This window comes from Arenimonas sp. (genome assembly GCF_036275555.1).
GTDB lineage: Bacteria > Pseudomonadota > Gammaproteobacteria > Xanthomonadales > Xanthomonadaceae > Arenimonas.
In genome coordinates, this window is record NZ_DASUDO010000003.1 from 1 (window position 1) to 2,259 (window position 2,259).

At 67.2% G+C, this 2,259-nt stretch carries 3 protein-coding genes and 1 pseudogene; all 4 read right to left on the bottom strand.

Going from position 1 to position 2,259, the window contains the following annotated elements:
- A partial coding sequence (locus VFV21_RS00235) for an ATP-dependent metallopeptidase FtsH/Yme1/Tma family protein (protein WP_329667575.1) occupies positions 1-311 on the bottom strand: 311 nt, incomplete at its 3' end.
- Between the two features lie 36 nt (positions 312-347).
- The gene (locus tag VFV21_RS00240) at positions 348-974 is read right to left on the bottom strand and encodes an RlmE family RNA methyltransferase (RefSeq protein WP_329667573.1); all 627 of its coding nucleotides are present in this window, start codon (positions 972-974) and stop codon (positions 348-350) included.
- A 24-nt stretch (positions 975-998) separates the two neighbouring features.
- Positions 999-1,475, bottom strand: a complete 477-nt coding sequence (gene greA / locus VFV21_RS00245; protein WP_329667574.1) for a transcription elongation factor GreA — start codon at positions 1,473-1,475, stop codon at positions 999-1,001.
- Positions 1,472-2,259: pseudogene (carB, locus tag VFV21_RS00250) on the bottom strand (carbamoyl phosphate synthase large subunit); the annotation flags it as partial. The gene greA and the pseudogene carB, both read right to left, overlap by 4 nt.

A 2,259-nucleotide genomic window follows, 5' to 3' on the forward strand; every position in this document is an offset into this window, starting at 1 on the left:
GAGATGAACACCTGCATCAGCAGCGACTGGCGGTCCGGCGCCGCCACCTCGATGCCGACCTTGTTGGCCAGCAGGTCGTCGATCATGTGCGGGTCTTCGGGCGTGTAGACGACGAATTTCTCGCCGCCCGTGGTCACGCCGCGCACGGCGCCCTGCTCGATGACCACGCGGTCAACCTGCGCGTTTTTCACCTCGGCGATGAATTGCGAGTAATCGAGCGTGCGCTCGCTGGCCCGCTGCGGACCGAAGCTGTTGAACACGGCCATCAGCACCAGCGCCACCACGACCCAGAGGATGATGTTGCGGGACATTGAATTCACGTAGCGAATCTCCGGTCGCGGCGGTTATTACGGGGTAATCGGCAGCATACCGCGGCCGATCAGGTAGTGCTCGCGGCTGCGGTCACGCGAGGCGTCGGGCTTGCGCACCAGTACCTGCTCGAAATGTCGGGCAAATTCCACCCGCAGTGCCTGACTGCCGGCGCCTTCGAAGCATTTGACCAGCAGTGCCCCGCGCGGTTTCAGCACCCGACCGGCAAAGTCGAGCGCCAGCTCGGCCAGGTGCAGCGCCGCCGGCTGATCGACATCGCGCACACCGCTCAGATTGGGCGCCATGTCCGACATTACAAGGTCGGCGCCGTCCGGCAGCAGGCCGAGCATCTGCTCCAGCACCGCAGCGTCCCCGAAATCACCCAGGATGAACTCGACACCCGGCAGCGGCGCCATGTCCAGCAGGTCGACCGCCAGCACCCGGCCGCGCGGCCCGACGATGGTGCTCGCCACCTGCGACCAGCCACCCGGCGCCGCGCCCAGATCGACTACCGTCGCGCCCGGCTGCAGCAGGCGATCGCGCTGGTTGATCTCCAGCAGTTTGAAGCTGGCCCGCGAGCGGTAACCCTGCGCCTGCGCCCGGCGCACGTAGGGATCGGCAACGTGCTGCTGCAGCCAGCGACGGCTGGAGCCGCGCCCGCTCAAGGTCGGAGCACCGAGCGCGCGGCGCTACCGATAATCGACGGCGAGGATTTCATAGGCCTGCTCGCCGCCCGGCGCCGGCACCAGCACCTGATCGCCCACCTCGCGGCCGATCATGGCGCGCGCCAGCGGGGCCCGGAACGACACCCGGCCCTGCTTGATGTCGGCCTCGTCCATGCCGACCACCTGGTAGGTGACTTCCGCGTCGGTGTCGACGTTGACCAGCGTTACCGTGGCGCCGAACACCACCTTGCCGCCGGCGGCCAGCTTCGCCGGATCGATGACCTCAGCGCGGCCGAGGCGATCCTCGATTTCGCTGATACGGCCCTCGATGAAACCCTGCTGGTCCTTGGCCGCGTGGTACTCGGCGTTTTCCTTCAGGTCGCCGTGCGCGCGCGCCTCGGCAATGGCGGCGATCACGCGCGGGCGCTGCACGGATTTGAGGTCTTCGAGTTCGCGCCGCAGCTGCTCTGCGCCGCGGGCGGTAAGGGGTTCTCGGGTCATGACTGTCTCAGTTCGGTATGCAGTTGATGCAGGCTCTCGACGCGAATCTCGCGCCCGCTTTGCAGCGCAAGGCAGGTGGCGCGCGCGCCGGCCAGCGTGGTGGTGTGCGGCACCTTGAAGCGCAGCGCCGCGGCGCGAATGGCGAACGAATCGGCAATCGCAAGCTTGCCTTCGGTGGTGTTCAGCACAAAGGCGATTTCGCCGTTGGTGATCATGTCCACGATGTGCGGGCGGCCTTCCTTGACCTTGTTGACCACGCCGCACGGAATACCGCTCGCGTTCAGCCACTCGGCCGTACCGCGCGTGGCAACCAGCTCGAAGCCGAACTGTCGCAGGTCCGTCGCCACCTGCACCAGCAGCGCCGTCTTGTCGGCCTGACGCACGCTGATGAAGGCACGCCCGCCGGTCGGCAGCGGATTGCTGGAAGCCAGCTGCGCCTTGCCGTAGGCCTCGCCAAAACTGCGGCCGATGCCCATCACCTCGCCGGTGGATTTCATCTCCGGACCCAGGATGATGTCCACACCGGGGAACTTGGCAAACGGAAACACCGCTTCCTTGACCGAGTAATACGGCGGCAGCACCTCGTGATCATGGCCCTGCTCGGCCAGACCGATGCCGACCATGCAGCGTGCCGCCACCTTGGCCAGCGGCACGGCGGTGGCCTTGGACACGAACGGCACCGTGCGCGACGCGCGCGGGTTCACCTCGAGGATGAAGATGCCGCGCCCGTCCCGCGGGACCGCGAACTGCACGTTCATGAGCCCGCGCACGCCCAGCTCGCGCG